Source organism: Pseudomonas sp. B2M1-30, assembly GCF_025447575.1.
Classification (GTDB): Bacteria; Pseudomonadota; Gammaproteobacteria; order Pseudomonadales; family Pseudomonadaceae; genus Aquipseudomonas; species Aquipseudomonas botevensis.
Map to the genome: position 1 here is coordinate 109,873 of NZ_JAOEJT010000005.1, position 25,638 is coordinate 135,510.

Below are 25,638 nucleotides of genomic sequence, written 5' to 3' on the forward strand. Positions count from 1 at the left end.
GCGACATCACGGTCGTCGGAGCGGCGGGTCTTTATCGTGGATCGGTATGCTAAAGTGGCGCACTTTTTCGAGGGGGCTGTCACTGTGTGGGAATTGGTCAAATCCGGCGGCTGGATGATGTTGCCGATCATTCTGAGTTCCGTCGCCGCCATGGCGATCGTCGCTGAGCGCCTGTGGACCCTGCGCGCCAGTCGCGTGACTCCGGAGCATCTGCTGGGTCAGGTCTGGGTGTGGATCAAGGACAAGCATCTCAACAAGGAAAAACTCAAGGAACTGCGCGCCAACTCGCCGCTGGGTGAAATCCTCGCCGCCGGTCTGGCCAACTCCAAACATGGTCGCGAGATCATGAAGGAGTGCATCGAAGAGGCCGCCGCCCGGGTCATCCATGAACTGGAGCGCTACGTCAATGCGCTGGGCACCATCGCCGCCATGGCGCCGTTGTTGGGCCTGTTGGGTACGGTGCTGGGCATGATCGATATTTTCAGTGCGTTCACCGGTTCCGGCATGACCACCAATGCATCGGTACTGGCCGGCGGTATCTCCAAGGCGCTGATCACCACCGCTGCGGGCCTGATGGTCGGTATTCCGTCGGTGTTCTTCCATCGGTTCCTGCAACGGCGCATCGATGAGCTGGTGGTGGGCATGGAGCAGGAAGCGATCAAACTGGTCGAAGTGGTGCAGGGCGACCGTGATGTCGACCTGGCCGAGGGCAAAGCGTGAAATTCCGTCGCAAGCCTCGGGAAACCGTGGACATCAACCTCGCGTCGCTGATCGACGTGGTGTTCATCCTGCTGCTGTTTTTCGTCGTGACCACCACGTTCACCCGCGAAACCCAGTTGCGCGTCGATCTGCCGGAAGCGGTCAGCGGCTCGCCGGCCGAGGATCAGCAGGTCAAGCAACTGGACGTGGCCATCAGCGCCGAAGGCGTGTTTTCGGTGAATAACAAAATTCTGCCGAAAAACGATCTGGCGACCTTGATGGAAGCCATGCAGAAGGAAGCCAACGGCGACACCAACATGCCATTGTCGATCAGTGCCGACGGCAAGACCCAGCATCAATCGGTGATCACCGCCATGGACGCGGCCGGCAAGCTCGGTTTCAGCCATTTGCGCATGACCACGGTCGAGGCGGCGCCTAAATCCTGATGGCCATGTCCGATCGTTTGCTCGCCGCGTGGTATCAGGGACATCCGGCCCTGAGCCTGTTGCGGCCGCTGGAGTGGTTGTATCGCCGTGTGGTCGCCGGCAAGCGCCAGCGCTTTCTGGATGGTGAGGGCGAGATCTTTCAATCGCCGGTGCCGGTGATCGTGGTTGGCAACATTACTGTTGGCGGCACCGGCAAAACGCCGATGATCCTGTGGCTGATCGAGCACTGCCGACGCCGGGGCCTGCGGGTCGGGGTGGTCAGTCGTGGCTACGGCGCCAAACCGCCGCAATTGCCGTGGCGGGTCGCAGCCGATCAAAGTGCCGACATTGCCGGTGACGAACCGCTGCTGATCGTGCAGCGCACCGACGTGCCGCTGGTGATCGACCCTAATCGCGGCGCCGCCGTCAAAGCCTTGCTCGACAGCGAGCCGCTGGACCTGATCCTGTCCGACGACGGCATGCAGCATTACCGTCTGGCGCGGGATCTGGAGCTGGTGCTGATCGACGCCGCCCGTGGCCTGGGCAACAAACGCTGCCTGCCCGCCGGGCCGCTGCGCGAGCCGGTCGAGCGCCTGCAAAGCGTCGACGGGGTGCTGTTCAACGGCGCCACGGCTGATCGCGACGACGGCTTCGCGTTCCGCCTGCAACCCTCGGCGCTGATCAACCTGCGCAGCGGCGAACGCCGACCGGTCGAGCATTTTCCCGCCGGGCAGGCCGTGCATGCGGTGGCCGGGATCGGCAATCCGCAACGTTTCTTCAATACCCTTGAAGCGCTAGACTGGCGGCCCGTGCCCCATGCGTTCGCCGATCACGCCGAATACAGCGTGCAGGCCTTGAGTTTCACCCCGTCATTGCCGCTGGTGATGACCGAAAAGGACGCGGTGAAGTGCCGCGCCTTTGCGGCTGCCGACTGGTGGTATCTGGCGGTCGAGGCCGTGCCGTCGCCGGCCTTCGTGGCCTGGTTCGATACCCAGTTGATGCGCCTGTTGCCGGATCGTCTTTTGCCTTAATTCGTTTTTATCCAGGGAATGTTCATGGACACCAAATTGCTCGACATCCTCGCCTGCCCGGTCTGCAAAGGCCCGCTCAAGCTCAGCGCCGACAAGACCGAACTGATCAGCAAGGGCGCAGGCCTGGCTTATCCGATCCGCGACGGCATCCCGGTGATGCTGGAAAGCGAAGCCCGCACCCTGACCACCGATGAGCGTCTGGATAAATGACCACTGCGTTCACCGTTGTCATTCCATCGCGCTACGCTTCGACCCGTCTGCCGGGCAAGCCGCTGCTGGATATTGCCGGCAAGCCGATGATCCGGCACGTCTGGGAACAGGCGAGCAAAAGCAGCGCCAGCCGCGTTGTAGTGGCGACCGATGATGCGCGCATCGTCGAGGCCTGCCAGGCATTCGGCGCCGAAGTGGTGCTGACCCGTGAAGACCACAATTCCGGCACCGACCGGCTGGCCGAAGTGGCCGTCAAACTGGGCCTGGCCCCTGATGCCATCGTGGTCAACGTCCAGGGCGACGAGCCGCTGATCCCGCCGAGCGTGATCGATCAGGTCGCCGCCAACCTCGCGGCCCACACCGAGGCGCGCATGGCGACCCTCGCTGAGCCGATCGAGGACGTGGCGACCCTGTTCAATCCCAACGTGGTCAAGGTCGTCAGCGACCTCAACGGTCTGGCGCTGACCTTCAGCCGCGCGACCTTGCCCTGGGCTCGCGACGCGTTCGCCAAGAGCCGCGAAGCGCTGCCGGAAGGCGTGCCGTACCGTCGCCACATCGGCATTTATGCCTACCGCGCCGGTTTCCTGCATGACTTCGTGAGCTGGGGGCCGTGCTGGCTGGAAAACACTGAATCCCTCGAGCAATTGCGTGCCCTGTGGCACGGCGTGCGGATTCATGTGGCCGATGCGCTGATCGCGCCGCCGACCGGGGTCGACACCCCTGAAGACCTCGAGCGCGTTCGTCGCCTGTTGGGGGCCTGATGCGCGTTCTGTTCGTGTGCCTGGGCAACATTTGCCGTTCGCCCACCGCCGAAGGTGTGTTGCGCCACAAGTTGCGTGAAGCCGGTTTGGCCGGGCAGGTCGAAGTGGCCTCCGCCGGCACCGGTGACTGGCACGTCGGCAATCCGCCGGACAAGCGCAGCCAGGCCGCCGCCAAATTGCGCGGCTACGACCTGTCGACGCAACGCGCGCAGCAGGTCAGCCGTGCCGACTTCGCCAGTTACGACCTGATCCTCGCCATGGATCACAGCAATCTGCGCAACCTCAAGGCCCTGCAACCGTCCACCGCCAAGGCCGAGCTGGACCTGTTCCTGCGGCGGTATGCCGGTGAGGTGGATGAAGTGCCGGATCCGTATTACGACGGCGATCAGGGTTTCGAGCAGGTGCTGGATCTGATCGAGCGCGCCTGTGACCAATTGCTGATCGAAGTGAAGGGCCGGTTATGAGTTTGCAGGTGCAATCGCAGGTTTCCCTGAAACCGTTCAACAGCTTTGGCGTGGAGGTGCGCGCGCAACTGTTTGCCGAGGCCCGCAGCGACGCCGATGTGCGCGAAGCCCTGGCGTATGCCGATGTGCAGGGCGTGCCGTTGCTGGTGATCGGCGGCGGCAGCAATCTGCTGCTGACGGCGGATATTGCGGCGCTGGTGCTGCGCATGGCCAGTCGCGGGATCCGCATCATCAGCGATGACGGCAACCGCGTGGTGATCGAAGCGGAAGCGGGTGAGCCGTGGCATCCATTCGTCTTGCACACCCTGGCCGAGGGCTTGTCGGGACTGGAAAACCTCAGCCTGATCCCCGGCACCGTGGGCGCTGCGCCGATGCAAAACATCGGTGCCTACGGCGTCGAGATCAAGGATGTTTTCGCCGGCCTCACCGCACTGGATCGCCAGACCGGTGAGCTGCGTGACTTCAGTCTGGAGGAATGCAACTTCGCCTATCGCGACAGTCTGTTCAAGCAGCAGCCGGGTCGCTGGCTGATCCTGCGGGTGCGCTTTAACCTTGATCGCGTCGCTCATCTGCATCTGGAATATGGCCCGGTGCGCCAGCGCCTGAGCGAACAGGGCATCGAGCAGCCGACGCCGACCGACGTCAGTCGCGCGATTTGCAGCATTCGTAGCGAAAAATTGCCGGATCCGGCGGTGCTCGGCAATGCCGGCAGCTTCTTCAAGAATCCCCTGGTGTCGGCCGCGCGGGTAGAGCAGATCAAGGAGCAGCACCCGGATCTGGTGGCCTATGCGCAACCGGACGGGCAGATGAAACTTGCCGCTGGCTGGTTGATCGAGCGGGCAGGGTGGAAGGGCTTCCGTGAGGCGGATGCCGGCGTGCATAAATTGCAGGCGCTGGTGCTGGTCAACTACGGTGCGGCGACCGGACTGCAATTGCTCGATCTGGCGCAGCGTATCCAGAAAGACATTGCAGAACGTTTCAATGTCGAGCTGGAAATGGAGCCGAATCGCTATTGAGGCTACGCTTTCAAGGCGCATTCCAAAGCCCTGCACTGACGAACAGTGCAGGGCTTTTTTGTTAATGCTGGGTTAACTTGGCCCGCTAACGATGCAAGTCATTTGCTCCATCAAAAGGCCCGGTGCAGACGCTTGCGTCCGCACAAGAGAGCCTCATTAGCCTGAGTCGATCTGCACGAACCACCGCCGTTGCCACGGCGGCAGATTGCTCGACCCCATAACCTCCATGAATATGCGGGCGTGCCCATGATTACCCTGAAACTCAACGGTCAAGACCATCAACTCGATGTCAGCGAAGACATGCCGCTGCTCTGGGCGATCCGTGATGTCGCCGGTTACAACGGCACCAAGTTCGGCTGCGGCATGGGCCTGTGTGGCGCATGCACCATTCACATCGAAGGCTCGCCGGCGCGCAGTTGCATCACGCCGATCGGCTCGGTGATCGGGCAGAACGTCACCACGATCGACAACCTGCACGCCGACCCGGTGGGGCAGGTGGTTCAGCAAGCCTGGCTGGACACCGCTGTTGCCCAGTGCGGTTACTGCCAGGGTGGGCAAATCATGTCCGCCACGGCGTTGCTCAAAACCAATCCGAATCCAACGGATGAACAGATCGAAGAGGCGATGGTCGGCAACATTTGCCGCTGTGGCACCTATAACCGGATCAAGACCGCGATCCGGCAGGCATCCACCCACCTGAAGGAGGTCAAGGCATGAGCCGTCTACCGAACGATTTTTCCCTGAGTAACCTCAGCCGCCGGGGATTTCTCAAAGGGGTGGGTGCCACCGGTGCTCTGGTGCTGGCCGCCAGCTGGGGCTGGCAGGATGCGCTGGCCGAGGACCCGCCGAAGAAATTCGGCGCCGACGGCATGCCCAACGGCTGGATCGACGATCCGAAGGTCTACGTCAGCATTGCCGCCGATGGCACGGTGACCGTGGTTTGCAACCGCTCGGAAATGGGCCAGGGCGTGCGTACCAGTCTGACCATGGTGGTGGCCGATGAGCTGGAAGCCGATTGGGCGCATGTCAAAGTGCAGCAGGCGCCGGGGGATGAAGTGCGCTTCGGCAATCAGGACACCGATGGTTCGCGCAGCATGCGTCACTGGTATGAACCGATGCGTCGTTGCGGCGCGGCGGCCCGGACCATGCTGGAGCAGGCTGCCGCCGAGCAATGGAAAGTGCCGGTCGCCGAGTGCCAGGCGCAATTGCACAAGGTTGTGCATAAACCGTCCGGCCGTGAGCTGGGTTATGGCGAATTGGCCGTTGCGGCCAGTGCGTTGCCGGTGCCAGCGCGTGACAGTCTGCGACTCAAGCCGTCGTCGGAGTTTCGCTACATCGGCAAGGAAGGCACCAAAGCCATCGATGGTGCCGACATCGTCAACGGTCGCGCGGTGTACGGCGCCGACGTACATTTCGACGGTATGTTGTTCGCGGTCATCGCCCGGCCGGCGGTTTACGGCGGCAAGGTCAAGTCGGTGGACGACAGCGCCGCACTCAAGGTGCCGGGCGTGCTCAAGGTGATCCAGATCGAACCTCGTCCATTGCCTTCGGAGTTTCAGCCGTTGGGCGGTGTGGCCGTGGTGGCGAGCAACACCTGGGCGGCGCTCAAGGGACGCGAGGCGCTGAAAATCGAATGGGATGACGGCCCGAACGCCAGCTACGACTCGATTGCCTACCGCAAGGAGCTGGAAGCCGCCTCGCTGAAACCGGGCAAGGTCGTGCGTAATACCGGTGATATCGAGAAAGCGTTGAACGGCGCCGCCGGCACCCTTGAGGCCTCTTACTATTTACCGCACCTGGCGCAGGCGCCAATGGAGCCGATGGTCGCTATCGCCCGTTACCAGAACGGCACCTGCGAGGCGTGGGCGCCGAGCCAGGCACCGCAGGTCACCCGTGAGCGGATCGCCGAACGACTGGGGCTGCCCTTCGATAATGTAACGTTCAATGTCACCCTGCTCGGTGGCGGTTTCGGTCGCAAGTCCAAACCGGATTTCGTCATCGAAGCGGCGATTCTGGCCAAGGAGTTTCCCGGCAAGGCCGTGAGGGTGCAGTGGTCGCGGGAAGACGACATTCACAACTCGTATTTCCACACCGTCTCCGCCGAGTACCTCAAGGCCGGTGTCGGCAAGGACGGTTTGCCGTCTGCCTGGCTGCACCGCACGGTGGCGCCGAGCATCACCGCGCTGTTTGCGCCGGGCATGAATCACGAGGCGGCGTTCGAACTGGGCATGGGCTTCACCAACATGGCCTACGCGATTCCCAATGTGCGCCTGGAAAACCCCGAGGCCACGGTTCACACGCGGGTCGGCTGGTATCGCTCGGTGTCGAACATTCCCCATGGCTTCGCGATCCAGAGCTTCGTCGATGAACTGGCGCACAAGGCCGGTGAGGACCCACTGAAATACCAGATCAAGCTGCTTGGTCCGGATCGCCAGATCGACCCGCGCACCCTCAGTGAGGAGTGGAACTACGGCGAATCCCCCGAGCGTTATCCGATCGATACCGCACGCATGCGCGCCGTGCTGGAAACCGCCGCCAAAGGCGCCGGTTGGGGCCGACAACTGCCCAAGGGCCGTGGCCTGGGGCTGGCCGTGCATTACAGCTTCGTCACCTATGTGGCGGCGGTGATCGAGGTCGAGGTCAAGGACGACGGCACACTGCTCGTACACAAGGCTGACATCGCCGTGGATTGCGGGCCGCAGATCAATCCGGAACGGATTCGCTCGCAGTTCGAGGGTGCTTGCGTGATGGGCCTGGGCAATGCCGTGTGGGGCGAAATCAGCTTCAAGGACGGCAAGGTGCAGCAGGACAACTTCCATATGTATGAAGTGGCGCGCATGTCCCTGGCACCGAAGGAGGTCAAGGTGCATCTGGTGACACCTCCGGGCGAAGTGCCGCTGGGCGGTGTCGGCGAGCCGGGTGTGCCGCCGATTGCGCCGGCGCTGTGCAACGCAATCTTCGCCGCCACCGGCAAGCGCATCCGCAGCCTGCCCGTGCGGTATCAGTTGCAGGGCTGGCAAAAGGCACAGGCGTGATGGACAGCGTCGATCTCAACGTCCTGCGCAGCGTCCTCGAATGGCGCCGCGCTGGCCGGCGGGTGGTGTTGTTCAGCGTGGTGCAGACCTGGGGCACTGCGCCCCGGGCGCCTGGCGCGATGTTGGCGCTGCGCGAGGATGGCGTAGTGATTGGCTCGGTGTCGGGTGGTTGCGTCGAGGATGACCTGATCGCCCGTCTCCACGATGGGCGGATTCCCGCCGACGGGCCGCCCGTGCAGTTGATTACCTACGGCGTGACTCAAGAGGAGGCCGCGCGTTTCGGGCTGCCCTGTGGCGGAACCTTGCGATTGACCGAAGAGCGCGTCGGCGATCCGGCCTGGGTCGGCGAATTGCTGGCGCGCTGTGAAAACCATGAAATCGTTGCTCGCGAGCTGAATATCGAAACCGGGGAGGTGGTGCTTTCGCCGGCCGGCAAGAGCGATTCACTGACCTTTGACGGCACGACCTTGCGGGCCATTTACGGCCCGCGCTGGCGCTTGCTGTTGATCGGGGCCGGGCAGCTTTCGCGGTACGTGGCCGAGATGGCGCGGCTGCTGGATTTCGAAGTGCTGATCTGCGATCCGCGCAGCGAATTCGTCTATGGCTGGGAGGCGCAGCATGGTCGTTTCGTCCCCGGCATGCCGGACGATGCGGTGCTGAGCATTCAGACCGACGAGCGCACGGCGATTGTCGCGCTGACTCACGATCCACGTCTGGATGACATGGCGCTGCTGACCGCGCTCGATTCGAAAGCGTTTTATGTCGGCGCTCTCGGCTCACGGATCAACAGCCAGAAACGCCGCGACAATCTGGCTGAGCTAGGCTTGTCGGAACAGGCGATCGAGCGTCTGCACGGTCCGATCGGTCTGCACATCGGCAGCCACACCCCGGCAGAAATTGCCTTGTCGTTGCTGGCGGAAATCGTCGCGATCAAAAACGGCGTGGAGTTGAAGCAAAAAAAGGCAGTGGAGAACGTATGAGTCGATCCATCGGAGTGATCGTGCTGGCCGCCGGCGAGGGCAGTCGCTTTCGCCAAGTGGCCGGCGCCGACAAAGACAAGTTGCTGGCCGATTGCACGGGGCGCGACGGCTCGGTGCGTTCGGTGATCGAGCAGGTGTTGCTGAACCTGCCCGCCGACCTCGATAAGCGCGTGCTGGTCACGACCGAGGCGCGGCCGCAGGCGATGCGCATGGCGCAGGCTTATGGCTGTGAGATCGTGTCGATCGAGTCGACCGGCATGGGCGACAGCATCGCGGCGGGCGTTGCGGCATGTGCGGATATGGACGGCTGGCTGATCGTGCTGGGGGACATGCCATTCATATTGCCGTCGAGCATTGAGCGCGTGGCGGCGGCGCTTGCCGAGGACGCGGTCAGTGTGCCGGTGCGGGAGGGCGAGTATGGGCATCCGGTGGGGTTTGGCCGGGCATTCGGGCCGGGACTGATGGCGCTGTCCGGTGATCGCGGGGCCAGGGCGCTGTTTGCCCAGGGCAGGGTGATTGAAGTGGCAGTGGATGATCCAGGCGTGGTGTGGGATATCGATGTACCAGAAGCTTTGACGTTCCCGCACGCCTGAGGATTGCCCGGATTTTCATAACGCTGAAAAAATCGACGCGTAAAAAAGCCCCGCCTGGATAACCAGACGGGGCTTTTTCATGGCTTCAGGAATCAGACCAGAGGTTTGGTCTCGTGTTCTTTTTCCTGGGCCTGTTCGTGATGCTCGACCGCGCCCTGAACGGAGCGCGGCGCTTCGGCGATCACTGCTTCAACCTGCGCCACTTCTTCGGCGACCGGGGCAGGGGCTGCCTCGACCACTTCGACAACGGCTGGCTCGGCAGCGACCGGAGCAGCAGCGGCAGCCAGTTCGGCTTCCTTCTGCAGACGCTCGGCTTCACGCTTGCGGCGACGCACTTCACGCGGATCGTTCGGTGCGCGACCGTTTTCAGTCAGGGCGCTGACCGGTGCGGCCGGGGCCACTGGGGCCGGTGCTTCGGCAACCACTGGCGCTTCGACCACTGGCGCTTCAACGACAGGCGCCGGAGCGGGTTCGGCGGCCACAACCACTGGCTCGGAAACCATGGCGTCTTCTACTGGAGCCTCGGCCACCGGGGCCGGGGTTTCAGCGACGGCCGGCTCGGCAGCCCAGTTGAATGTAGTCTGCTCTTCGCGAACTTCACGAACGGTTTCGGTCACGGTTTCAGCAACGGTTTCGACAACCGGTTCTGCAACAACGACGGGGGCTTCGGCAACCACGGCAGGTTCGGCGACTTCAACCTGAGGCTGAGCTTCGCTGACCGGCGCTACTTCGATTTCCGGAGCAGCGGTCACTTCGACCGGCGAAGTGGCTTCAACGACCGGCGCTTCTGCTGGAGCGGATTCCAGCGTGGCGGCGGTGGCGCGTTCGGCTTGCTCGTTGGCCTGTGCTTCAGCCGGCGCGCTGATCACGCTGCTGGCAACGGCGGCGGTAACCGCCAGGCCGGCGGCCAGGTCGGCAGTGCTCGGTGCGGCAGCGTCTTCGCCGGATTCGGACTCTTCCGAACCTTCGATCACGTTGCCGTTGGCATCACGCTGACGCTCGCGACGGTTGCTGCGGCGACGCTGACCACGGGAACGACGACGTGGACGATCGCCTTCGGCGTTCTCCGAACCGTCTTCCGACAGTTGCTCTTCGCCAGTGATCACTTCTTCTTCGGCAGCGGCAGCGGCGGCCTGTTCGGCACGCGGTTGACGTTCTTCGCGCGGAGGACGTGGCGCACGCTCTTCGCGTGGCTGACGGGCTGGACGCTCTTCAGCGGTGGCAGCAGCGGCAGCGGCGACTGGAGCAGCCGGAGCGGCGTCCAGTGGCTCGCGCAGTTCACGTACGCGTTCTTCACGCTCGCCACGTGGCTTGCGATCTTCACGCGGGGCGCGCGGTGCACGTTCTTCACGCGGAGCGCGTGGAGCGCGTTCTTCGCGAGCTACCGGTGCATCTTCACGGGTTTCACGCGGTTCACGCAGTTCACGGGCTTCGCGTGGCTGACGCTCTTCACGCGGCTCGCGTGGAGCGCGTTCTTCACGTGGGGCACGTTCTTCGCGCGGCTTGCGTTCTTCATCGCGGCGACCGTTACGGTTGCGGCTCTGCTGACGACCGTTGCGACGCTCTTCGTTACGGGCCGGACGCTCGGTGGCCGGTTTTTCAACCACAACCGGAGCGACGGGCTCTTCCTTGGAGGCGAACAGGCTGACCAGCGACTTCACCAGGCCTTTGAACAGGCTAGGCTCTGGCGCGACGACCGGAGCAGCGACAGGTGCCGGAGCGGCTTCTTCGGTCGGTGCCGGAGCGTTGGCGCGTGCCGGAGCAGTCTTGACGGCGGCTTCCTGGCGAACCAGGGTGCGGGTCGCGGCGGCTGGCTGGGCTTCTTCAACCTCGGCAGCGGCAGCGGCGATCTCGTAGCTGGACTGGTTGTTGGCCGCTTCCGGGCTGTCATCGCGCAGGCGCTGAACTTCGAAATGCGGGGTTTCGAGGTGATCGTTCGGCAGAATGACGATGCGTGCGCGGGTGCGCAGTTCGATCTTGGTGATCGAGTTACGCTTTTCGTTGAGCAGGAACGCGGCAACCGGGATCGGCACTTGCGCGCGAACTTCGGCGGTGCGGTCCTTCAGGGCTTCTTCTTCGATCAGGCGCAGGATCGCCAGGGACAGCGACTCGACGTCACGGATGATGCCGGTGCCGCTGCAGCGCGGGCAGACGATGCCGCTGCTTTCGCCCAGGGACGGACGCAGGCGCTGACGGGACATTTCCAGCAGGCCGAAGCGCGAAATGCGGCCGATCTGCACGCGGGCGCGGTCGGCTTCCAGGCATTCGCGGACTTTTTCTTCCACGGCGCGCTGGTTCTTGGCCGGGGTCATGTCGATGAAGTCGATGACGATCAGGCCGCCGATGTCGCGCAGGCGCAACTGACGGGCGATTTCTTCGGCGGCTTCAAGGTTGGTCTGCAGGGCGGTTTCTTCGATGTCGCTGCCTTTGGTGGCGCGCGCCGAGTTGATGTCGATGGACACCAGGGCCTCGGTCGGATCGATGACGATGGAGCCGCCCGACGGCAGTTCGACGACGCGCTGGAACGCGGTTTCGATCTGGCTTTCGATCTGGAAGCGGTTGAACAGCGGAACGCTGTCTTCGTAGAGCTTGATCTTGCTGGCGTACTGCGGCATCACCTGGCGGATGAAGGTCAGGGCTTCGTCCTGGGCTTCGACGCTGTCGATCAACACTTCGCCGATGTCCTGGCGCAGGTAGTCGCGGATGGCGCGGATGATCACGTTGCTTTCCTGATAGATCAGGAACGGCGCGGAGCGATCCAGCGAAGCTTCTTTGATGGCGGTCCAGAGTTGCAGCAGGTAGTCGAGGTCCCACTGCATTTCTTCGCTGCTGCGACCAAGGCCGGCGGTGCGCACGATCAGGCCCATGTCGGCAGGTGCGACCAGACCGTTCAGCGCTTCACGCAGTTCGTTGCGTTCTTCGCCTTCGATGCGGCGGGAGATGCCACCGGCGCGCGGGTTGTTCGGCATCAGCACGAGGTAGCGGCCGGCGAGGCTGATGAAGGTGGTCAGGGCTGCGCCCTTGTTGCCACGTTCTTCTTTCTCGACCTGGACGATGACTTCCTGGCCTTCGCTCAGGACTTCCTTGATGTTGACGCGGCCTTCAGGGGCTTTCTTGAAGTATTCGCGGGAGATTTCTTTGAGGGGCAGGAAGCCGTGGCGCTCGGAGCCGAAATCGACAAAGGCAGCCTCAAGGCTTGGTTCGATGCGAGTGATGCGGCCCTTGTAGATGTTGGCCTTCTTCTGCTCGCGTGCACCGGATTCGATATCCAGGTCGTAGAGGCGCTGGCCGTCTACCAGTGCAACACGCAACTCTTCGGGTTGAGTTGCGTTAATCAGCATTCTTTTCATGTAGTACCGTCGGTTTCCGGGCTGCCGGAAACGGCGTTCGGCACACACGACTTCTCACGGTCGGTGTCAGGTGCGTCGGGAGTGGTTGGCCAATCCCGTGTCCGGCGATGTCCGACCAGATGGGTCGGGACCGCGACGTACGCGTCCTGCTTGCTGTGGCTACATAAGCACTCAGTCAGGAGGAGGAATCAACCGGCGGCTGTGGACGAGATGAAGCGTCTTGATAAAGCCTATTGCTACACAGTCCAGCGGTTGTGCATCTCCACCCTACACGTATCCCTGATAATTCGGGTGCTGCCGCGCGCAGAATCCGCAGCGGGTTGGCATTTACCGTGAGCTCCGAAAGGGGAGGTCACGCATCATGGCTAATTTAGGCGGTGTTTCCGAAGATTTCGCTCGGGGTCATTCGCGACTGACTGCACTTTGTGAACTGGCCGTGAATATGAGCTCGCGCAGCGAGTGAAAACTCTGCTTTGCGGCGTGATTCAGGCCTCATGTCACCTGCGCTTGTTACAGCTGCAAACTCCACCGTTACGTAGCGAAAGCCCCGTAGGACGGCCTTGCGTCCTGGTGAATTGCGTTGGTCAGGGCCGGTTTTTGACCGTGGTTCCTCTGTCCAGGCCGCTTTTGGCGGCGTTCGCGACTATAGCAGCAATGATTAAGTGCTTCAATTCCATAAAAAATTGTTATCATCCGCGCCATGACGACTACTGCCCCCCCGACTTCCGGCGTTCAATTGCTTGAGGTCTCGCCGGAATATGCCGGCCAACGCATCGACAATTTCCTCCTCGCCCGGCTCAAAGGCGTGCCCAAGACCTTGATTTATCGCATTTTGCGCAAGGGCGAAGTGCGAGTGAACAAAGGTCGGATCAAGCCCGAATACAAGCTGCAGGCCGGCGATATCGTGCGCGTGCCGCCGGTTCGCGTGCCAGAGCGCGACGAGCCCGTGCCGGTCGCCCAGGGGCTGTTGCAGCGCCTGGAAGACTCGATTGTCTATGAAGACAAGGCGCTGATCGTGATCAACAAGCCGGCGGGCATTGCGGTTCACGGCGGCAGCGGGCTGAATTTCGGCGTGATCGAAGCCTTTCGTCAGTTGCGTCCCGACGCCAAGGAGCTGGAGCTGGTGCATCGCCTCGACCGCGATACCTCCGGCCTGCTGATGATCGCCAAGAAGCGCAGCATGTTGCGCCACCTGCACGAGCAGTTGCGCGGCGACGGTGTCGACAAGCGCTACATGGCGCTGGTTCGCGGCCATTGGGCGACTTCGATCAAGCAAGTCAACGCGCCGCTGCTCAAGAGCAACCTGCGTTCCGGCGAACGCATGGTCGAAGTCAACGACGAGGGCAAAGAGGCACTCACCGTGTTCAAGGTGCTGCGTCGTTTCGGCGAGTTCGCGACCATGGTCGAGGCCAAACCGGTGACCGGTCGTACTCACCAGATTCGCGTGCACACCCTTCACGCCGGGCATTGCATTGCTGGTGACAGCAAGTACGGCGATGACGATTTCAGCAAGGAAATCCGCGACCTGGGCGGTAAGCGCCTGTTCCTGCACGCCTACATGCTGACCGTGCCGCTGCCGGACGGCGGCAAGCTCAACCTGCAGGCGCCGGTGGACGAAATGTGGGCCAAGACTGTGGAGCGCCTCAGTGCAGCACCCTGATTACAAACTGCTGATTTTCGATTGGGACGGCACCCTGGCTGATTCCATTGGTCGGATTGTCGACGCGATGCATTCGGCCTCCGGGCGCTCCGGTTTCGAGTTGCGCGATGATTTTGCCGTCAAGGGCATTATCGGTCTGGGTTTGCCCGAGGCGATCCGCACGTTGTATCCCGAGATTAGTGATGCGGAAATGATCGCTTTTCGCGAGTATTACGCGGATCACTACATCGCTGCCGAAGCCGTGCCTTCGCCGTTGTTCGAGGGCGTGGTCGAGTCGATGGCGTCCTTTCGCGAGCAGGGGTATCACCTGGCTGTCGCGACCGGCAAGAATCGTCGCGGACTGGATCGGGTGCTCAAGGCCAATGGCTGGGAAGATTATTTCGATATCACCCGTGCCGCCGATGAAACCGCGAGCAAGCCGCACCCGCTGATGCTGGAGCAGATCCTCGCGCATTGCGGTGTGCGTGCCGAGCAGGCGCTGATGGTCGGGGATTCGTCCTTTGATCTGTTGATGGCGCGCAATGCGGGCATGGGCTCGGTAGCGGTGAGTTACGGCGCACAGTCGATTGACTCGCTGCAGCAGTTCGCGCCGCGTCTGTCGATTGACCGTTTTTCCGAATTGCATGCCTGGCTGGCGCAGCAGGCCTAATACGATTTTGCTGGGGTGGATGGCATGACCGACGAATGGAAAGCACCGGCCAAGGCAAGTGCCGACGACGGTGACGCGAAAAGCTGGAAGCTGTTGGAAAAGACGCTGCTGGCGGGTGTGCAGGAACAGCGGCGTTCGCGACGTTGGGGGATTTTCTTCAAGCTGCTGACGTTTGTTTATCTGTTTGTTGCGCTGATCCTGTTCACGCCGTTGATGGACATGGAAAAAAGCGCCACCCGTGGCCCCAATTACACCGCGCTGATCGATATCAACGGCATGATCGCCGACAAGGAGCCGGCCAGCGCCGACAATATCGTCGGCAGCTTGCGGGCGGCCTTCGAGGACAAGAAGGTCAAGGGTGTGATCCTGCGCATCAACAGCCCGGGCGGCAGTCCGGTGCAGTCCGGCTACGTGTATGACGAGATCAAGCGTCTGCGCGGGTTGAACCCGGATACCAAGCTGTATGCGGTGATTTCCGATCTGGGTGCTTCCGGTGCTTATTACATTGCCAGCGCGGCGGATCAGATCTACGCCGACAAGGCGAGCCTGGTGGGTTCGATTGGCGTGACGGCGGCCGGTTATGGCTTTGTCGGCACCATGGAGAAGCTGGGTGTCGAACGCCGCACCTACACCTCTGGCGAGCACAAATCGTTCCTCGATCCGTTCCAGCCGCAGAAGCCTGAAGAAACCGCGTTCTGGCAGAGCGTTCTGGATACCACGCACAAGCAGTTCATCAATAGCGTCAAGCAGGGTCGTGGCGATCGCCTCAAGGACAAGGAGCATCCGGAGCTGTTCTCCGGGCTGGTCTGGTCCGGCGAGCAAGCGCTGCCGCTGGGCTTGATCGATGGTCTGGGCAATGCCAGTTCGGTGGCGCGTGACGTCATCGGCGAGAAGGAGCTGGTCGACTTTACCGTTCAGGAGTCGCCGTTCGACCGCTTCTCGAAGAAGCTGGGGGCCAGCGTCGCCGAGCAGCTTGCGATGTGGATGGGGTTCCACGGGCCGTCGTTGCGCTGAGTGTCGCTGCTATAAGAAAACCGGCCTTGATGGCCGGTTTTTTGTGGTTCAGGGAATTTGCACGCCTTCGGTCAGCAGCATGTCGATCAGGCGGATCAGCGGCAGGCCGATCAGGCTGGTGGCGTCCGGTCCTTCGGTGGCTTGGAACAGGCTCACGCCGAGGCCTTCGGCCTTGAAGCTGCCGGCGCAGTCGTAGGGCTGTTCGGCGTGCAGGTAGCGTTCGACGCGCGCCTCGTCCAGCGTGCGCATGTGTACGGTAAACGGCACGCAGTCGACCTGGCAGGTCCCGCTCTGGCTGTTGAGCAGGGCGACGCCGGTCAGGAAGGTGACACTGGCGCCGCTGGCGGCCAGCAACTGTTCGCGGGCCTTGTCAAAGGTGTGCGGTTTGCCGATGATCCGCTCGCCGAGCACGGCCACTTGATCCGAGCCGATGATCAAATGTGCCGGGTGGCTGGCGGCAAGTGCCCTGGCTTTTTGTTCGGCGAGGCGTTTGACCAGCTCGATTGCCGGCTCGCCCGGGCGATGGCTTTCGTCGATGTCCGGTGAGCTGCAGGCGAACGGCAAACGCAAGCGGCTGAGCAATTCCCGACGATAGGTCGAGCTTGAAGCGAGTAATAAAGGCAGCATTCGCATCTCCTGAGGCAGGTGGCGGATTCTAGCGGAGGCTTGCAAGTGACGGACAGGGCACAATTTCCTTTGACATGGGTGGGTGCATCCCTATAATGCTGCGCCTATGTTGAATGACCCGATTCCACCTCACGTTGACCCGCGCAAATTGGCTGACCGTGGCACCACCCTTCAAGGTGAACTGCTGCTGGCCGATTTGAAGAGACTCTGCGACCCGCTTTCCGACGATGTCGGTACGGTGCAGGCGAAACTTGTTTTTGAGCGAGATGAACGTAAATCTGTGGTGATCCACAGCTTTATCGACACCGAAGTCAAAATGGTTTGCCAGCGTTGTCTTGAGCTGGTCACCCTGCCGATCCACAGCGAATGCAGTTACGCCGTGGTGAAGGAGGGTGCGAATACCCAGTCGATACCGAAAGGTTATGACGTGCTGGAACTGGGCGAAGATCCTTTGGATCTGCAGTCACTGATCGAGGAGGAGCTTCTGCTCGCCTTGCCCATTGTGCCTGCTCATCATCCGGAAGAATGCCAGCAGCCGGCGGGAGCAGATGAACCCGAACCGAGCGAGGACGAGGTAACGCGGTCCAACCCGTTCAGTGTATTGGCGCAGTTAAAGCGTGACCCAAACGTTTAGGAGTTAATCAATTATGGCTGTTCAGCAGAACAAAAAATCCCGCTCTGCCCGTGACATGCGCCGTTCGCACGACGCTCTCGAGGCTAGCACCCTGTCTGTAGAAAAAACCACCGGTGAAGTTCACCTGCGTCACCACGTGTCGCCAGAAGGCGTATACCGTGGCCGTAAAGTGATCGACAAGGGCGCTGACGAGTAATCACTTGTCCGCTCAAGTCATCGCGATTGACGCAATGGGCGGGGACTTCGGTCCCCGCAGCATTGTTCAGGCCAGCCTTGCTTGCCTTTCTGCTACGCCCTCGCTGCACCTGGCCCTCGTCGGTCAACCCTCCCTTCTTGAAGAATTGATCACCGGCCAATCGGCTGCCGATCGCGCGCGCCTGACGATCGTGTCGGCGTCCGAAGTCATCACCATGGACGAAAAACCTGCCCAGGCCCTGCGCGGCAAGCCGGATTCGTCAATGCGTGTCGCACTTGAGCTGTTGCGTGATGGCAAGGCTCAGGCCTGTGTCAGCGCCGGCAATACCGGTGCGTTGATGGCCTTGTCGCGATTTGTCCTCAAGACCCTTCCAGGCATCGACCGGCCGGCGATGGTCGCGGCGATTCCCACTCAAAAAGGCTATTGCCAGTTGCTCGATCTCGGCGCGAACGTCGATTGCAGTGCCGAGCATCTGTTGCAATTCGCGGTGATGGGGTCGGTGGCCGCGCAGACGCTGGGTATTGTTCGCCCGCGTGTGGCGCTGCTGAACATCGGCACCGAGGACATCAAGGGCAATCAGCAGGTCAAGCTGGCTGCGACGCTGTTGCAGGCGGCTCGTGGTATCAACTACGTCGGTTTCGTCGAGGGTGACGGGCTGTACCGTGGTGAAGCGGACGTGGTGGTTTGCGACGGGTTCGTCGGCAACATCCTGCTCAAATCCAGCGAAGGCCTGGCGACGATGATTGCCGCGCGCATCGAGGCGCTGTTCAGGAAAAACCTTGCCTCCCGTGCCGTGGGAGCGCTGGCTTTGCCTTTGATGAAGCGTTTGCAGGCGGATCTGGCGCCGGCGCGACACAACGGCGCGAGCTTTCTCGGGTTGCAGGGAATTGTGGTGAAAAGCCACGGTTCTGCTGGCGTCCAGGGCTTTCAGAGTGCCATTCAGCGGGCGTTGATCGAGATTCAGGAGAATCTTCCCGAGCGTCTTCACGGCCGTCTGGAGGATTTGTTGTCTTAGGCGTTTTCGTCGGACAATGCTTAAATGTGACCGCCCGGTTCAAAGGGCCATCCAACTGTCAGTTTCTTGCGTCCCCAGGGCGGGACGTCAATTCTCCGACGACAAGATCATTAGGGGCTTGTTACATGTCTGCTTCCCTCGCATTCGTCTTTCCAGGACAGGGTTCGCAGTCCCTCGGCATGCTGGCCGAGCTGGGCGCGCAATATCCGCTGGTCCTCGAAACTTTCAAAGAAGCATCCGATGCTCTGGGTTATGACCTGTGGGCACTGACCCAGCAGGGGCCGGAAGAGCTGCTCAACCAAACCGATAAAACCCAACCGGCCATTCTGACCGCCTCGATCGCCCTGTGGCGCCTGTGGCTGGCTGAAGGTCGCGCGCGCCCGGCCTTCGTCGCCGGTCACAGCCTGGGTGAGTACAGCGCCCTGGTGGCGGCTGGCAGCCTGAGCCTGGCAGACGCGGTGAAGCTCGTCGAGCGCCGTGGCCAGTTGATGCAGGAAGCGGTTCCGGCCGGGCAGGGCGGCATGGCTGCCATCCTCGGTCTGGAAGACGCCGACGTGCTGGCAGCCTGCGCCGAAGCGGCGCAAGGTGAAGTGGTCAGCGCCGTGAACTTCAACTCCCCGGGCCAGGTGGTTATCGCCGGTGCCAAGGCGGCGGTTGATCGTGCGATCGAAGGTTGCAAGGCGCGTGGCGCCAAGCGTGCGATGCCGTTGCCGGTGAGCGTGCCGTCGCACTGCGAACTGATGCGTCCGGCCGCCGAACGCTTTGCCGAATCCATTGCTGCCATCGACTGGCAGGCGCCGCAGATCCCTGTCGTGCAGAACGTCAGCGCCCAGGTGCCGGCGGATCTGGAAACCCTCAAGCGTGATCTGCTCGAACAACTGTACAAGCCGGTACGCTGGGTCGAATCCGTACAGACCCTGGCCGCCAAGGGCGCGACCAGTTTGGTCGAGTGCGGTCCTGGCAAGGTGCTGGCCGGTCTGAACAAACGCTGCGCCGAAGGCGTATCGACTTCCAACCTCAATACCCCAGATGCCTTCGCTGCCGCCCGTGCAGCGCAGGCCTGAATCAGGAGAAGCTTGCATGAGTCTGCAAGGTAAAGTTGCACTGGTCACCGGCGCCAGCCGTGGTATCGGCCAGGCTATCGCACTGGAACTGGGTCGTCAGGGCGCCATCGTCGTTGGCACCGCGACCTCCGCTTCGGGCGCCGAGCGTATTGCCGCAACCCTGAAAGAACACGGTATCCAGGGCACTGGCCTGGAACTCAACGTCACCAGCGACGAATCGGTCAGCGCCGTACTGGCGAGCATTCAGGAGCAGTTCGGCGCGCCGGCGATCCTGGTCAATAATGCCGGCATCACCCGCGATAACCTGATGATGCGCATGAAAGACGACGAATGGTACGACGTGATCGATACCAACCTGAACAGTCTGTATCGCCTGTCCAAAGGCGTTTTGCGTGGCATGACCAAGGCGCGCTGGGGCCGAATCATCAGTATCGGCTCGGTGGTGGGTGCCATGGGCAACGCAGGCCAAGTAAACTACGCAGCCGCCAAGGCCGGTCTGGAAGGTTTCAGCCGGGCGATGGCCCGTGAGGTCGGTTCGCGTGCGATTACGGTCAACTCGGTAACCCCAGGGTTTATCGACACCGATATGACCCGCGAACTGCCTGAGGCACAGCGTGAAGCCTTGCAGACGCAGATTCCGCTGGGGCGTCTGGGACAGGCTCAAGAGATCGCATCCGTGGTCGCTTTTCTTGCGTCCGACGCTGCGGCATACGTGACCGGAGCTACAATCCCGGTGAACGGCGGGATGTACATGTAAGTAAAATGTGACGGATTGCTTCAAAAAAATGTCATACGAGCTGTCTAAAATCCGTTATAAAGCTGCAATCTATTTATAGGCAGAGGGCTGCCGGGTCTGGGGAACGAAGCTTTCAGTTGAAAAGCTGAAAAGCCTTTCTATACACTTACCCACTGGCCAGCTGCCTGAATTTGTCCATTAGGAGTGAAAACAAGGTATGAGCACCATCGAAGAGCGCGTCAAGAAAATCGTTGCCGAGCAACTGGGTGTTAAAGAAGAAGAAGTGATCAACACTGCTTCCTTCGTTGAAGACCTGGGTGCCGACTCCCTTGACACCGTTGAGCTGGTGATGGCTCTGGAAGAGGAATTCGAGACCGAAATCCCTGACGAAGAAGCTGAGAAGATCACTACTGTACAAGCTGCAATCGACTACGTTACTAGCCACCAGGGCTAATAGTTTGTAATCGTTGTTTGCTGTCATGGAAAAAACCGCACTGCCATCATGGCGTGCGGTTTTTTCTTTAGGCCTGATGCAAAGTCGTCATTTGAAAAAAGGAGAGTGCTGTGTCGCGTAGACGCGTCGTAGTCACCGGTATGGGTATGTTGTCGCCACTGGGCACGGATGTGCCGAGCAGTTGGCAGGGCATTCTGGCTGGCCGCAGTGGCATTGGTCTGATCGAACACACCGACCTTTCTGCCTATTCCACCCGCTTCGGCGGCTCGGTGAAGGGCTTCAATGTCGAGGAATACCTGTCGGTCAAGGAAGCACGCAAGCTCGACCTGTTTATTCAGTACGGTCTCGCTGCGGGTTTTCAAGCGGTTCGCAACGCCGGTCTGGAAGTTACCGACGCCAACCGTGAGCGCATTGGCGTGGCCATGGGTTCGGGTATCGGCGGTCTGACCAACATCGAAGAAACCAGCCGCACGCTGCATGAGACTGGCCCGCGACGGATTTCTCCGTTCTTCGTGCCTGGCTCGATCATCAATATGATTTCTGGTTTCCTGTCCATCCATCTGGGTGCACAGGGGCCTAACTACGCCATCGCCACGGCGTGTACCACCGGTACGCACTGCATCGGCATGGCGGCGCGCAACATCATGTACGACGAAGCCGACGTGATGATTGCCGGCGGCGCGGAAATGGCCGCGTGCGGTCTGGGCATGGGTGGCTTCGGTGCCTCTCGTGCGCTGTCGACCCGCAACGACGAGCCGACCCGTGCCAGCCGTCCATGGGACAAGGGCCGTGACGGTTTTGTGCTGTCCGACGGTGCCGGTGCCCTGGTGCTCGAAGAGCTCGAGCACGCCAAGGCTCGCGGCGCGACCATTTATGCCGAGCTGATCGGCTTCGGCACCAGTGGCGACGCGTTTCACATGACTTCGCCACCTGCCGACGGCGCCGGTGCTGCACGCTGCATCACCAATGCACTGCGCGACGCGAAGATCAACGTCGATCAGGTGCAATACATCAACGCCCACGGCACCTCGACCCCGGCCGGCGACCTCGCCGAAGCCAACGCGATCAAGTCGGTGTTCGGTGATCACGCCTATAAACTGGCGGTCAGCTCCACCAAGTCCATGACCGGCCACCTGTTGGGTGCGGCGGGCGCGGTCGAGGCGATCTTCAGCGTGCTGGCGATCAACAGCCAGGTGGCACCACCGACCATCAACCTCGATGAGCCGGATGAAGGCTGCGATCTCGATTTCGTGCCGCACACCGCGCGCAACATGGACATCGATGTCGTGTTGTCGAACTCCTTCGGGTTTGGCGGCACCAACGGCACGTTGGCGTTCCGTCGGTTCGCTGGCTGATGGACTGCTGGGTCGACGGTCAACCGGCTGACGCTCTGTCGCTGAAAGATCGCGGCCTGGCTTACGGCGATGGTCTGTTCGAGACCATCGCCGTGCGTGGCGGTCAGCCATTGCTGCTGGATCGTCATCTGATCCGATTGGCCGACGGCTGTTCGCGCCTGGCCATCGCGGCCGATATCGAGCTGATTCGCGCCGAGCTGCAATCCTATGCCGCGGCCATGGGCGAAGGTGTGCTCAAGCTCATCCTCACCCGTGGCGACGGCTTGCGCGGTTATGCGCCGGATCCTTCGGCGCAGGGCCGGCGCATCCTGCAAGGCAATCCCCCCGCCGCTTACCCGGCCGCCCATGGCGAGCAGGGCATTCGGCTGTTTCCGTGCGCGACGCGCCTGTCCGTTCAGCCGTTGCTGGCCGGCCTGAAACACTTGAATCGTCTGGAACAAGTCCTCGCCCGTGCCGAGTGGCAGGACAGCGAGCACGCCGAAGGCTTGATGCTCGATCAGGCTGGCCGGGTGATCGAGGGCGTGTTCAGTAATCTGTTTCTGGTGCGCGACGGTGTGCTGGTCACGGCGGATCTGAAACGCTGCGGCGTGGCCGGTGTGATGCGCGCCGAAATATTGTTTCAGGCCGAGTCATTGGCAATCCCCGTACAAATCACCGACATCAGCCTCGATCAACTGCAATGGGCCGATGAAGTCTTCGTCTGCAACAGCGTGTACGGCATCTGGCCGGTACGCGCCTGTGCTGCACTGCACTGGCCGGTTGGCCCGCTCACCCGTAAACTGCAAACCATTGCCCGCACGCTACTGGATGCTTGATTCGTGAGACGTAAACTTTTGCTGCTGCTGGAAACCGGACTGGTTCTGGCAGGGCTGCTGCTGGGCGCCAGCGCCTGGAAGATCCATTCGGCGCTGGAGCAGCCACTGAACATCACGCAGGAAGAGCTGCTGGATGTGCCCAAGGGGTCGACTCCGACCCGTACTTTCCTCGGACTTGAATCGGATGGCGTCATCAAGGACGCCTTCTGGCTGCGGGTCTATTGGCGCTTCAATCTGGCCGGCACGCCGATTCACAGCGGCGAATACCGCATGCAGCCGGGCATGACCGTCAACGGTCTGATCGAGTTGTGGAAGCGTGGCGACGTGGTTCAGTACAGCCTGACGCTGGTCGAAGGCTGGAACTTCCATCAGGTGCGCGCGGCTTTGGCCAAGGATGAAAAAGTCGAGCAGACCCTCAACGGTCTGAGCGACAGTGAAGTGATGGAGAAGATCGGCCATCGCGGCCTGTTCCCGGAAGGGCGTTTCTTCCCGGACACCTATCGCTTCGTGCGCGGCGTGTCTGACGTCGAGTTGCTGAAGAAGGCTTTCGACCGCCTCGACGAAGTGCTGGCCAAAGAGTGGGAAAAACGTTCCGCCGATGCGCCGTACACCGAACCCTATCAGGCGCTGATCATGGCCTCGCTGGTGGAAAAGGAAACCGGCGTGCCTCAGGAACGGGGGCAGATTGCCGGCGTGTTCGTTCGGCGCATGGCGCTGGGCATGCAATTGCAGACCGACCCGACCGTGATCTACGGTCTGGGTGATCGCTATAACGGCAAGCTGACCCGCGCCCATCTCAAGGAAGCGACGCCGTACAACACCTATGTGATTCCGGGACTGCCGCCGACGCCGATTGCGATGGTCGGTCGCGAGGCGATTCACGCGGCCCTCAATCCGGTGGAAGGTAACAGTCTGTATTTCGTCGCCCGTGGCGATGGCAGCCATGTGTTCTCCGACGATCTGGATGCGCACAACAATGCGGTGCGCGAGTTCCAGCTCAAGCGGCGCGCGGATTACCGCTCCAGCCCGGCGCCAGCGACGGCGCCGGGAACTGCTCCGGCCGCCGAAGAGGCGATTCCTGCCGCATCGCCCGATACCGCGCCGGACGCGTTGCCGCAGGTTCCCGCCCAGGACCCGGCACCGGCTCCGCAGGCCGCGCCCGATCCGGAAGCGGCCGCCCCGCAAAACGCGCAATGACTTTGACTAAGGACTGCCTGTGACTGGCTTGTTTATTACCCTGGAAGGCCCGGAAGGCGCCGGCAAGAGCACCAACCGCGAGTACCTCGCCGAGCGCCTGCGCGCCGCCGGTCTCGAAGTGGTGCTGACCCGCGAGCCCGGTGGTACGCCGTTGGCCGAGCGCATTCGTGAAGTGCTGCTGGCACCGGTTGACGAGGTCATGAACCCGGACACCGAGCTGCTGTTGGTCTTCGCCGCCCGCGCCCAGCATCTTGCCGAGGTGATCCGCCCGGCACTGGCCCGTGGCGCCGTCGTGCTGTGTGACCGTTTCACCGATTCGACCTACGCCTATCAGGGCGGCGGTCGCGGCTTGTCGCTGGAACGGATCGCCGCACTGGAGACTTTCGTGCAGGGTGATCTGCGTCCGGATCTGACGCTGATTTTCGATCTGCCAGTGGAAATCGGCCTCGCTCGGGCCAGTGCCCGTGGTCGCCTGGACCGTTTCGAGCTTGAAGGCCGGGCGTTTTTCGAGGCGGTGCGCAGCGCCTTCCTCAAGCGTGCCGAGGCCGATCCGGCGCGCTATGTGCGGATCGACGCCGGTCAACCGCTGGCGCAGGTCCAGCAATCGCTCGACGGGCTGTTGCCGCGTCTGCTGGAGCTGAGCCGTGGCTGAGGCCTACCCGTGGCAGGCCAGCCTCTGGCAGCAACTGGCCGGACGTAGCCAGCACGCGCACGCCTATCTGCTGCACGGACCCGCCGGGATTGGCAAGCGTGCGCTGGCCGAGCGTCTGATGGCCGGCCTGCTGTGCCAGCGTCCGACACCGGACGCCTGCGGCGAGTGCAAATCCTGCCTGCTGCTCAAGGCCGGCAGCCATCCGGATAACTACATCCTCGAACCGGAAGAGGCGGACAAGGCGATCAAGGTCGATCAGGTGCGCGATCTGGTCAGTTTCGTGGTGCAGACCGCGCAGCTGGGCGGGCGCAAGGTCGTACTGATCGAGCCGGTGGAGTCGATGAACATCAACGCCGCCAACGCCTTGCTCAAGAGTCTTGAGGAGCCTTCCGGCAATACCGTGCTGCTGCTGGTCAGTCACCAGCCGAGCCGGCTGTTGCCGACCATCAAGAGCCGCTGCGTGCAGCAGGCCTGTCCGTTGCCGGGTGAAGCCATGAGCCTGGAGTGGCTGGCGCAGGCGCTGCCGGAATGTTCCGTCGAGGAGCGTGTCGAACTGCTGACCCTGGCCGCCGGATCGCCACTGGCTGCCGTCGACCTGCAGGCCCAGGGCGTGCGCGAGCAGCGTGCGCAGGTGGTTGACGGGGTGAAAAAGCTGCTTAAACAGCAGCAATCGCCGACGCAGCTGGCCGAAGAATGGAAAACGATTCCGATGCTGCGGCTGTTCGACTGGTTCTGTGACTGGTCGAGCCTGATCCTGCGTTATCAACTGACGCAGGATGAAGCGGGCCTTGGCCTGGCCGACATGCGCAAGGTCGTGCAGTATCTGGCGCAGAAAAGTGCTCAGGGCAAGGTACTCGATATTCAGGACTGGATTCTCGCCCAGCGCCAGAAGGTCTTGAGCAAGGCCAACCTCAATCCGGCGTTGCTGCTGGAGGCGCTGTTGGTGCAATGGGTGGGGCTGCCAGGCCAGAGGTAGATGCCCCCAAAACAACGATGTGTGCCTAGA

At 62.0% G+C, this 25,638-nt stretch carries 27 protein-coding genes; 25 read left to right on the forward strand and 2 right to left on the reverse strand.

Features of this window, described 5'->3' with window-relative positions; genetic code table 11:
• Nucleotides 1-84 precede the first annotated feature (84 nt).
• From N8H74_RS12375 to N8H74_RS12425, 11 genes are all read left to right on the forward strand, one after another.
• Entirely contained in the window at nucleotides 85-720 is a 636-nt protein-coding gene (locus N8H74_RS12375; RefSeq protein ID WP_262148165.1) for a MotA/TolQ/ExbB proton channel family protein, read from the forward strand.
• Complete coding sequence (locus N8H74_RS12380; RefSeq protein ID WP_217830646.1) at nucleotides 717-1,145, forward strand: biopolymer transporter ExbD; 429 nt, start codon at nucleotides 717-719, stop codon at nucleotides 1,143-1,145. Before N8H74_RS12375 ends, N8H74_RS12380 begins: the two co-directional genes overlap by 4 nt.
• Nucleotides 1,145-2,155, forward strand: coding sequence for a tetraacyldisaccharide 4'-kinase (gene lpxK, locus N8H74_RS12385; RefSeq protein WP_262147867.1), 1,011 nt, complete (start codon nucleotides 1,145-1,147; stop codon nucleotides 2,153-2,155). The genes N8H74_RS12380 and lpxK overlap by 1 nt, the downstream gene beginning before the upstream one ends.
• Nucleotides 2,156-2,179: 24 nt before the next feature.
• On the forward strand, nucleotides 2,180-2,365 hold the full coding sequence (locus N8H74_RS12390) for a Trm112 family protein (RefSeq protein ID WP_003179363.1): 186 nt from the start codon (nucleotides 2,180-2,182) through the stop codon (nucleotides 2,363-2,365).
• A complete protein-coding gene (kdsB, locus tag N8H74_RS12395; RefSeq protein ID WP_262147868.1) occupies nucleotides 2,362-3,126 on the forward strand; it encodes a 3-deoxy-manno-octulosonate cytidylyltransferase in 765 nt (254 codons plus the stop codon). The genes N8H74_RS12390 and kdsB overlap by 4 nt, the downstream gene beginning before the upstream one ends.
• Nucleotides 3,126-3,590, forward strand: a complete 465-nt coding sequence (locus N8H74_RS12400; protein ID WP_262147869.1) for a low molecular weight protein-tyrosine-phosphatase — start codon at nucleotides 3,126-3,128, stop codon at nucleotides 3,588-3,590. Before kdsB ends, N8H74_RS12400 begins: the two co-directional genes overlap by 1 nt.
• Nucleotides 3,587-4,606, forward strand: a complete 1,020-nt coding sequence (gene murB / locus N8H74_RS12405) for a UDP-N-acetylmuramate dehydrogenase (RefSeq protein ID WP_262147871.1) — start codon at nucleotides 3,587-3,589, stop codon at nucleotides 4,604-4,606. Before N8H74_RS12400 ends, murB begins: the two co-directional genes overlap by 4 nt.
• Before the next feature lie 246 nt (nucleotides 4,607-4,852).
• Nucleotides 4,853-5,323: a (2Fe-2S)-binding protein gene (locus N8H74_RS12410; RefSeq protein ID WP_217830651.1), complete on the forward strand. Its 471-nt coding sequence runs from the start codon at nucleotides 4,853-4,855 to the stop codon at nucleotides 5,321-5,323.
• Nucleotides 5,320-7,641, forward strand: coding sequence for a xanthine dehydrogenase family protein molybdopterin-binding subunit (locus N8H74_RS12415; protein WP_262147873.1), 2,322 nt, complete (start codon nucleotides 5,320-5,322; stop codon nucleotides 7,639-7,641). Before N8H74_RS12410 ends, N8H74_RS12415 begins: the two co-directional genes overlap by 4 nt.
• Complete coding sequence (locus N8H74_RS12420) at nucleotides 7,641-8,621, forward strand: XdhC family protein (protein WP_262147875.1); 981 nt, start codon at nucleotides 7,641-7,643, stop codon at nucleotides 8,619-8,621. Before N8H74_RS12415 ends, N8H74_RS12420 begins: the two co-directional genes overlap by 1 nt.
• The gene (locus tag N8H74_RS12425; RefSeq protein WP_262147877.1) at nucleotides 8,618-9,214 is read left to right on the forward strand and encodes a nucleotidyltransferase family protein; all 597 of its coding nucleotides are present in this window, start codon (nucleotides 8,618-8,620) and stop codon (nucleotides 9,212-9,214) included. The genes N8H74_RS12420 and N8H74_RS12425 overlap by 4 nt, the downstream gene beginning before the upstream one ends.
• A gap of 92 nt (nucleotides 9,215-9,306) precedes the next feature.
• Here N8H74_RS12425 and rne read toward each other — a convergent pair whose 3' ends face one another.
• Nucleotides 9,307-12,564, reverse strand: coding sequence for a ribonuclease E (gene rne / locus N8H74_RS12430; protein WP_262147879.1), 3,258 nt, complete (start codon nucleotides 12,562-12,564; stop codon nucleotides 9,307-9,309).
• Nucleotides 12,565-13,264: 700 nt separating this feature from the next.
• Between rne and rluC the strand changes: the two genes are divergently transcribed.
• The 3 genes from rluC to N8H74_RS12445 are packed head-to-tail and all read left to right on the forward strand — an operon-like array spanning nucleotide 13,265 to nucleotide 15,887.
• Nucleotides 13,265-14,224: a 23S rRNA pseudouridine(955/2504/2580) synthase RluC gene (gene rluC / locus N8H74_RS12435; protein ID WP_217830656.1), complete on the forward strand. Its 960-nt coding sequence runs from the start codon at nucleotides 13,265-13,267 to the stop codon at nucleotides 14,222-14,224.
• The gene (locus N8H74_RS12440; protein ID WP_262147881.1) at nucleotides 14,211-14,873 is read left to right on the forward strand and encodes an HAD-IA family hydrolase; all 663 of its coding nucleotides are present in this window, start codon (nucleotides 14,211-14,213) and stop codon (nucleotides 14,871-14,873) included. The genes rluC and N8H74_RS12440 overlap by 14 nt, the downstream gene beginning before the upstream one ends.
• A gap of 24 nt (nucleotides 14,874-14,897) precedes the next feature.
• Entirely contained in the window at nucleotides 14,898-15,887 is a 990-nt protein-coding gene (locus N8H74_RS12445) for a S49 family peptidase (RefSeq protein WP_217830658.1), read from the forward strand.
• A 48-nt stretch (nucleotides 15,888-15,935) separates the two neighbouring features.
• Here N8H74_RS12445 and N8H74_RS12450 read toward each other — a convergent pair whose 3' ends face one another.
• Nucleotides 15,936-16,514, reverse strand: a complete 579-nt coding sequence (locus tag N8H74_RS12450; protein ID WP_262147883.1) for a nucleoside triphosphate pyrophosphatase — start codon at nucleotides 16,512-16,514, stop codon at nucleotides 15,936-15,938.
• A 106-nt stretch (nucleotides 16,515-16,620) separates the two neighbouring features.
• Here N8H74_RS12450 and N8H74_RS12455 point away from each other — a divergent pair, with 106 nt between their 5' ends.
• The 11 genes from N8H74_RS12455 to N8H74_RS12505 all read left to right on the forward strand — a co-directional run bounded on the left by N8H74_RS12455 (nucleotide 16,621) and on the right by N8H74_RS12505 (nucleotide 25,608).
• Nucleotides 16,621-17,148, forward strand: a complete 528-nt coding sequence (locus N8H74_RS12455; RefSeq protein ID WP_217830660.1) for a YceD family protein — start codon at nucleotides 16,621-16,623, stop codon at nucleotides 17,146-17,148.
• A gap of 13 nt (nucleotides 17,149-17,161) precedes the next feature.
• Nucleotides 17,162-17,344 (forward strand): 50S ribosomal protein L32, encoded by a 183-nt coding sequence (gene rpmF / locus N8H74_RS12460; RefSeq protein WP_003179396.1) that lies wholly within the window; start codon nucleotides 17,162-17,164, stop codon nucleotides 17,342-17,344.
• 4 nt (nucleotides 17,345-17,348) lie between these two features.
• A complete protein-coding gene (gene plsX, locus N8H74_RS12465; RefSeq protein WP_262147884.1) occupies nucleotides 17,349-18,359 on the forward strand; it encodes a phosphate acyltransferase PlsX in 1,011 nt (336 codons plus the stop codon).
• 125 nt (nucleotides 18,360-18,484) lie between these two features.
• Nucleotides 18,485-19,423 (forward strand): ACP S-malonyltransferase, encoded by a 939-nt coding sequence (gene fabD, locus N8H74_RS12470; RefSeq protein WP_262147885.1) that lies wholly within the window; start codon nucleotides 18,485-18,487, stop codon nucleotides 19,421-19,423.
• A 16-nt stretch (nucleotides 19,424-19,439) separates the two neighbouring features.
• A complete protein-coding gene (gene fabG, locus N8H74_RS12475) occupies nucleotides 19,440-20,180 on the forward strand; it encodes a 3-oxoacyl-ACP reductase FabG (RefSeq protein ID WP_217830662.1) in 741 nt (246 codons plus the stop codon).
• A gap of 196 nt (nucleotides 20,181-20,376) precedes the next feature.
• Complete coding sequence (gene acpP / locus N8H74_RS12480) at nucleotides 20,377-20,613, forward strand: acyl carrier protein (protein WP_217830663.1); 237 nt, start codon at nucleotides 20,377-20,379, stop codon at nucleotides 20,611-20,613.
• 110 nt (nucleotides 20,614-20,723) lie between these two features.
• Nucleotides 20,724-21,968 (forward strand): beta-ketoacyl-ACP synthase II, encoded by a 1,245-nt coding sequence (gene fabF / locus N8H74_RS12485; protein WP_007908259.1) that lies wholly within the window; start codon nucleotides 20,724-20,726, stop codon nucleotides 21,966-21,968.
• Complete coding sequence (pabC, locus tag N8H74_RS12490; RefSeq protein WP_262147889.1) at nucleotides 21,968-22,783, forward strand: aminodeoxychorismate lyase; 816 nt, start codon at nucleotides 21,968-21,970, stop codon at nucleotides 22,781-22,783. The genes fabF and pabC overlap by 1 nt, the downstream gene beginning before the upstream one ends.
• Before the next feature lie 3 nt (nucleotides 22,784-22,786).
• On the forward strand, nucleotides 22,787-23,980 hold the full coding sequence (gene mltG, locus N8H74_RS12495; RefSeq protein ID WP_262147891.1) for an endolytic transglycosylase MltG: 1,194 nt from the start codon (nucleotides 22,787-22,789) through the stop codon (nucleotides 23,978-23,980).
• A gap of 19 nt (nucleotides 23,981-23,999) precedes the next feature.
• A complete protein-coding gene (tmk, locus tag N8H74_RS12500) occupies nucleotides 24,000-24,632 on the forward strand; it encodes a dTMP kinase (RefSeq protein ID WP_217830666.1) in 633 nt (210 codons plus the stop codon).
• Nucleotides 24,625-25,608, forward strand: coding sequence for a DNA polymerase III subunit delta' (locus N8H74_RS12505; protein WP_262147893.1), 984 nt, complete (start codon nucleotides 24,625-24,627; stop codon nucleotides 25,606-25,608). Before tmk ends, N8H74_RS12505 begins: the two co-directional genes overlap by 8 nt.
• The last annotated feature ends 30 nt before the right edge of the window (nucleotides 25,609-25,638 follow it).

What these genes read in the sequence shown, in the direction of transcription:
- lpxK (WP_262147867.1), top strand. Translation starts at nt 1,145, where the DNA reads ATGGCCATGTCCGATCGTTTGCTCGCCGCGTGGTATCAGGGACATCCG.
- N8H74_RS12420 (WP_262147875.1), top strand. Translation starts at nt 7,641, where the DNA reads ATGGACAGCGTCGATCTCAACGTCCTGCGCAGCGTCCTCGAATGGCGC.
- N8H74_RS12410 (WP_217830651.1), top strand. Translation starts at nt 4,853, where the DNA reads ATGATTACCCTGAAACTCAACGGTCAAGACCATCAACTCGATGTCAGC.
- kdsB (WP_262147868.1), top strand. Translation starts at nt 2,362, where the DNA reads ATGACCACTGCGTTCACCGTTGTCATTCCATCGCGCTACGCTTCGACC.
- fabG (WP_217830662.1), top strand. Translation starts at nt 19,440, where the DNA reads ATGAGTCTGCAAGGTAAAGTTGCACTGGTCACCGGCGCCAGCCGTGGT.
- N8H74_RS12445 (WP_217830658.1), top strand. Translation starts at nt 14,898, where the DNA reads ATGACCGACGAATGGAAAGCACCGGCCAAGGCAAGTGCCGACGACGGT.
- pabC (WP_262147889.1), top strand. Translation starts at nt 21,968, where the DNA reads ATGGACTGCTGGGTCGACGGTCAACCGGCTGACGCTCTGTCGCTGAAA.
- N8H74_RS12450 (WP_262147883.1), bottom strand. Translation starts at nt 16,514, where the DNA reads ATGCTGCCTTTATTACTCGCTTCAAGCTCGACCTATCGTCGGGAATTG.
- rne (WP_262147879.1), bottom strand. Translation starts at nt 12,564, where the DNA reads ATGAAAAGAATGCTGATTAACGCAACTCAACCCGAAGAGTTGCGTGTT.
- N8H74_RS12400 (WP_262147869.1), top strand. Translation starts at nt 3,126, where the DNA reads ATGCGCGTTCTGTTCGTGTGCCTGGGCAACATTTGCCGTTCGCCCACC.
- fabD (WP_262147885.1), top strand. Translation starts at nt 18,485, where the DNA reads ATGTCTGCTTCCCTCGCATTCGTCTTTCCAGGACAGGGTTCGCAGTCC.
- N8H74_RS12390 (WP_003179363.1), top strand. Translation starts at nt 2,180, where the DNA reads ATGGACACCAAATTGCTCGACATCCTCGCCTGCCCGGTCTGCAAAGGC.
- acpP (WP_217830663.1), top strand. Translation starts at nt 20,377, where the DNA reads ATGAGCACCATCGAAGAGCGCGTCAAGAAAATCGTTGCCGAGCAACTG.
- murB (WP_262147871.1), top strand. Translation starts at nt 3,587, where the DNA reads ATGAGTTTGCAGGTGCAATCGCAGGTTTCCCTGAAACCGTTCAACAGC.
- N8H74_RS12415 (WP_262147873.1), top strand. Translation starts at nt 5,320, where the DNA reads ATGAGCCGTCTACCGAACGATTTTTCCCTGAGTAACCTCAGCCGCCGG.
- rluC (WP_217830656.1), top strand. Translation starts at nt 13,265, where the DNA reads ATGACGACTACTGCCCCCCCGACTTCCGGCGTTCAATTGCTTGAGGTC.
- rpmF (WP_003179396.1), top strand. Translation starts at nt 17,162, where the DNA reads ATGGCTGTTCAGCAGAACAAAAAATCCCGCTCTGCCCGTGACATGCGC.
- N8H74_RS12425 (WP_262147877.1), top strand. Translation starts at nt 8,618, where the DNA reads ATGAGTCGATCCATCGGAGTGATCGTGCTGGCCGCCGGCGAGGGCAGT.
- N8H74_RS12455 (WP_217830660.1), top strand. Translation starts at nt 16,621, where the DNA reads ATGTTGAATGACCCGATTCCACCTCACGTTGACCCGCGCAAATTGGCT.